Raw genomic sequence first — 5,413 nt, forward strand, 5'->3', positions numbered from 1 at the left:
CCTGAAAATGTGGCACCCCATGTACAGCGAGGCGCTCCGACAAATCGTTTCGCCGGCCCGGAGCCTGCAGATCCGCCAGCGCATGGTTCAGCACCTGCTCGCAGAGCCGCCCACGGCCGAGGGGCTCCTCCGGTTGGTGAGCTGGGCGTTGGACTGCGGTGCCGACGTCGAGGATGAACAGCTGCTGGAAGCAGCCTTCCTGGCTGCAAAACTGCTCCAGAACCCCTTGGCGGTGGCCGCAGCCGGCAAGGTCCGCTCCGAGGCACTGCGTCCCCGCGCCCGCGCTGTCATGGCCATGGTCAGCTACAACGACGGCGACTTCCGCAACGCCGTGCGGCTGTTGGAGGAGGACCTGGGGTACTTGGACGCCGACCCGTCCGGCCCCTTGGGAGCAGGTTTGCTGTGGGCTGCTGCACGGGCGGCGCAGGGCGACCCATCATCAGAGATCGTGGCCGATTCCCGGACCGCGGCTACGCACCTCCTCAAAGGCCTGCCGGAGTCAGAGCCCCTGACGGGGCTTGTAACCAGGCATGCCACTGCACTGGAACTGGCAGCGCTTGCCCACGATGGCCACTACGCAGAGCTCCGCGAGGGTCTGGAACGGTTTGGGACAGTACTCAGCGGGGAAGATGCTGACTTTGTCATGAACCGGCTCTTCCTCCTTGCCATGCGGTGTGAGCTGCTGACCGTGGAAGGCCGGGCCCTGGAAGCGCTGGAGGCCGGGCGTGAGGCGTTGGTGCTGCTGGACGAGCAAGCTGATGACCTCCTGTACTTCAGCGACTTTGTGCTGGCCCGCTACATCCTGGCCGCGCTGGGAGCGGGGGACTGGACTGCCGCCGGAACTGCCCTTGAACGTTACTCCGCACGATCGGCCATGGGGCTGATTGTTTTTGGTGGCGATATCCAAACGCTCAAAGGTTTGTCGCTGCTGCGGCAAGGCCGGCTTGAGCAGGCCGCGGAGCTGGTTACCCCCGCAGTCGAGGCACTGAGGGTCAAGGACCCCCAGCAACTGAAGAGCCTCGGCAATGCGCTGGCGTACTATGCCGCGGCCAGGGCCGGTGATATCGCGCTCGCTGAGCGTCTGGCCAGTGAACGGGGTGGAGGACAGGCCGGTGAGCATGATGGAGCGGAGCCCGGTGTCGCTGCCGGGGGAGCCTACGTGGAGGCCATTGCGGAACTTTATACGTTGGCCGGCCAGGAATTCATGGTCAAGGGCTCGGGGCTGGATAAGCTCCGGAAGCTCCCGGAATCCGTACCCCTGCACCGGTATCCAGGTGTCCTGTTGCAGAATCTAGTCCTCCGCGCCGAGCTAGGCGATGTTCAAGCCATGGAGCCCATCAAGGACGTCACGGCGTCCATGTCCGGTGCGTGGTCCGCCGGCTGGCTTTCCCTGGCGGAAGCACACCTGGCCGCTGACGGCCAAGGCTTCGTCAACGCCGGTAACCTTCTTTCGGCCGCCGGGATGCCGGGACCAGCGGCTGCTGCCTTCGACAAAGCGGCCCTGTCCTTCGACGCCGAAGGAAAACGCCCGGAGGCCCGCCAGGCAGCGGTGCTCCGCGATGTCAGCGAAGCCAGCCTCGGTGATGCCCTCATGCATGATCCCAGCGCCGAAGCAGACCGCTCAGTGCCGTTGACCCGCCGTGAGCAGGACATTGTTGCCTTGGCAGTCTCTGGGCTTACCGACCGCCAGATCGCAGAGAAGCTGTTGGTCTCCGTCCGCACGGTTGAGGGCCACCTGTACCGCAGCTATGCCAAATTGGGCATTCGCCGGCGCGAAGATCTCGGGTCTGCTGTAGGTCATTAAGGGCAAGACCCCTTCAGTACTCACCAGGCATTCTCACGCCACTTGTCCGCGCGCCTGCGGGAAATTTAGCCAATCAGTGGAGTAATCGACCGGTGTGTTGTCCCGAAACCAAGTAGTACCCCGCCGAGGGACTGAGTACAACAAGGTATCGGCCCGGAAAAAGCCCCTGACTAATCGAGTACCAACTACTGGTGTACCCCGTTCGCCACCCCGGCAGTATTGATCTTGGAAGAACGGTTCAGCCCCAAGCATCACCGGGATTCCGAAAGTCGCATCATCCGCATCGGTGGTCTCTTCAAGCCGATGCACCGGACGCCGTGAGGTGTTCCGGCCCTGGACGAAGCCGGCGGCGACAGAGTCTTCTGAGACCGAGACTCTCCCCCCAGCCGCCGCCGGCTTCTAGGCCAGGTAGCCCGCACTTCGCGGAAATCAAACCTCCCGGATCATGGGACTGCTGCTATTGGAGTGCGCATGCTGCCGGACCCCTGGCTGGACGAAGACACCGTCACAGTCGGGCTGAGGCCATCACCCCTCCCGGACCGGGCAAGGCTCCTGGACATCATCCTTTCGGCAGTACCGTCACCCTCCGTCAGCGGGATAGTGGTAACAGGAGACCCGGGATCCGGAAAAACGCACTTGTTGCTCTCGGTCAAAGCCGGCCTCCCGGAATTTATGGACGTCAGAACCTTCGCGGGCAAGGCCGAGCTCAAAACCATCAGCTACGGCGCCTTGGGTACGGCTCCTGATACCGGCAGCGAAGATACGCTCCCTCCGGGACTGAACGTACTCCGGGCCCTCACCAGCACCCTTGGCGCCGCCGAGTACCTGTTCACCCCGCAGAACGGCCGACGGCGGAACAAACGCCACGCGCGGGCGGCACGTCCGCCACTGGTGCTGCTGGTGGACGACATCCACTACATCGATCCCGCTTCGCTGGCTGTCCTGCTGCAGCTCATCCCTGGGTTCGGGGCAACCTTGGTGGCCACCGCGGACAGCCGCAGGCCCCTTCCACCTGATCTCTACCAACTTTGGGAAGACGGCTTCCTGGAACAGTACTTCCTGCCACCTTTTAGCTTCACCGAGGCACATGCGTTGGCTGAGGTCGTCCTGGGTGGCAGGGTCCAACGCCGCGCCAGCAGCCTTCTGGCCGCCATGAGCGGTTTCAACGTCGGGCTGTTGGCGATTGCCATCAACGACGCGCGTCGTGCAGGACTGCTGGTGCAAAAGGACGGCTTTTGGACCATCGATGTCCGGGCCCACTGCGATTGGCCAGGCGTGGTGGCACACGTGCAGGCCGAAAATGCCGCCCGGCCAGCAGAGGAACGGCACGCGCTGGAGCTCATTGCCCTCGCCGAACCCGTGGCACTGGATGTTGTGGAACATCATTTTGGCCAAACCGCCGTTGAACACCTCTTGGCCAACCACCACATCAGGCTGTTGGCGGGGAGGCCGCCGCTGGTCAGGACGGGTTCCTGGTTGCGCGGCGAAGGCACCCGCCTGGCCGTGCCGCGGCCCAGGAGCCTGGCCCTACGCCTGGGCGTCGAGGAACCGGCCATCACACGGGAATCAGCCCCCACCCTGCTTCGGTGGATGAACTGGACCCTGGACTGCGGCTTGACCCTCTCGGATGAACTTCTCCTGGCCACAGCACCGGCCGCTGACAGGCCATCAACAGCAGAGCTGGCCATGCGGGCTGCCGCAGCAGTGGCCGGCCCGGAGCGGAAGGACGAGGCGAGACTCCTCCGGGCGAGGGCCTTGGTTGCCGAAGGCCTGCTGCGCGAAGCGGCCCCGGAACTACGGGAGCTGGCGGCCGCCGGAGGAACACCGGAGGTGAAGGCTGATGCCGGCTATCGCCTGTTGGCCCTGGAACTTCTGGGGGCCGTTCCCGGTGATGCAGCATCCGGGGTACAGAAGGATGCGGGCTCAGGAACCGCTCAACAGCCGCAGGCCAGCCGTGTGCAGGACGAAATGGAGCCGCGGACCGCTGGACGGTTGCAGGCCATGGCCGGGCTGGAGGCCCTCGGCGAATTCTCAAAGCAGGTAGTGCGGGACGTCGGGGATGCCGAGCGTCTCCTGCTCACCGGAGCTGCCCCGGAGGCGTTGGAAAGGTCAACAGCGGCAATGGCGGCCGTTGACGCGGACCCGGCCTTGGAGATGTTCCGGCCTGGAGTATTGCTCCGGCACGTCGTCTGCCTTCGCAACAATCTGGCGTGGAGCCGCCTGGACCAAGTCCTTGAGTGTCCGTCCGCGTTCGTGCTCCCCACGTACTTGGCCGTGTGCTTGGACGTTGCCCGCGGATACGCCGAACTCAGTCAAGGGCTTTCCCGCGCTGCCTGCGGCACCTTGGAACCGGTTCTTGCGGAACTGTCCGACGCCGGCCTTCCGACAGTCCTTGGGTTGGCTGCGGCCATGCTGGCCTACTCCGAGGCGCTGTGCGGGAACCCTGTGCAGGCGATGGCGCGCAGTGCGCAGAGCTTCGCTGCACTGCAGGGCGTTCAGGACACTGCCGGCCTCCTTCCTCAGCTGAGCTCTGTATACCTGGCCGCCGCACAGGACCAAGTCGCCGGGAAGCCAGGCCAGCTGTTGGCCCTTGCGGATCAGTTCCACCACCAGGGCAGCACGTTGCTCGAAGCAGAGGCGGTGTCCCTCCTGACGCTCAACGCAAGCAGCGCCGCCGTCGAGGACCTTGTGGTTCAGCGGCGCCTGGCAGGACTTGCCACTGAAATTCACGGAGCCGGGGGAACTGCGCTGGGAGCTTTTGCCTCTGCGCTGCTGGAAAACGACCCCAAAACGCTCGAAGCCGCCGGAAGAAGCCTGTCTTCCGACAGGCTGTTTGCCCACGCTGCCGTGTGCTTCTCCCGTGCGGCCAGTGGATACGAAGCACGAACCCGGAGTGCGGCAAGCCGGCGTGCCTCGACCCTGGTTGAGCGGCTGCGCAGCGCCTTCGACAGCGGGGCCGTTCCGCCGCTGGGCTGGGTCCCGGGGAGGGCCGGCGGGTGACGTGCTCAACGGCACACCGCCCGGTGCAGCCCTCCGTGGGATAATGGGGAGTCCCTGAAGGATTCCCAAGGAGCGCCCCTTGACTGCCGTATCAACCCCCGCCTCACTGCTGCGGTCCGTGCCTGCCATGGACAACGCTGAGGTGTTGCGGATCCGGAACGACTTCCCGGTGCTGGACCAGTTGGTCAACGGCAAAGCCCTGATCTACCTGGATTCCGGTGCAACATCGCAAAATCCGCTCAGTGTCATCGAGGCCGAACAGGAATACTACGAGCAACGCAACGCGGCGGTTCACCGGGGCGCCCACCACCTTGCCGTGGAAGCCACGGAGGTCTTCGAGGACGCACGCCAGACCGTGGCGGACTTCATTGGTGCGCAATATGAGGAAACCGTGTGGACCTCCAATGCCACCGAGGGACTCAACCTCATCAGCTACGCACTTTCCAACGCCGGGTTGTGGGCTGCGCAAGGCCGCGGGGATTCACGCCTGAAGGACCTGGCCATTGGTCCGGGCGATGAGATCGTGGTGACCGAAATGGAGCATCACGCCAACCTGATCCCTTGGCAGGAACTGGCCTTCCGGACAGGCGCCACCCTCAAGTACATCCC

Annotated in this window: 3 protein-coding genes; all 3 read left to right on the forward strand. The window is 64.6% G+C overall.

Features of this window, described 5'->3' with window-relative positions; genetic code table 11:
- Window positions 1-1,804, forward strand: a 1,804-nt coding sequence (locus HP499_RS20200) for a helix-turn-helix transcriptional regulator (protein WP_172325924.1), incomplete at its 5' end; no start/stop codon positions are given.
- 471 nt (window positions 1,805-2,275) lie between these two features.
- Window positions 2,276-4,804: an ATP-binding protein gene (locus HP499_RS20205; RefSeq protein ID WP_172325925.1), complete on the forward strand. Its 2,529-nt coding sequence runs from the start codon at window positions 2,276-2,278 to the stop codon at window positions 4,802-4,804.
- 79 nt (window positions 4,805-4,883) lie between these two features.
- Window positions 4,884-5,413, forward strand: a 530-nt coding sequence (locus HP499_RS20210) for an aminotransferase class V-fold PLP-dependent enzyme (protein ID WP_172325926.1), incomplete at its 3' end; no start/stop codon positions are given.

Source organism: Paenarthrobacter sp. CM16 (assembly GCF_013179505.1).
Classification (GTDB): Bacteria; Actinomycetota; Actinomycetes; order Actinomycetales; family Micrococcaceae; genus Arthrobacter.

Excerpts from the sequence above, each read along its gene's own strand:
- HP499_RS20205 (WP_172325925.1), top strand. The coding sequence starts at position 2,276 with ATGCTGCCGGACCCCTGGCTGGACGAAGACACCGTCACAGTCGGGCTG.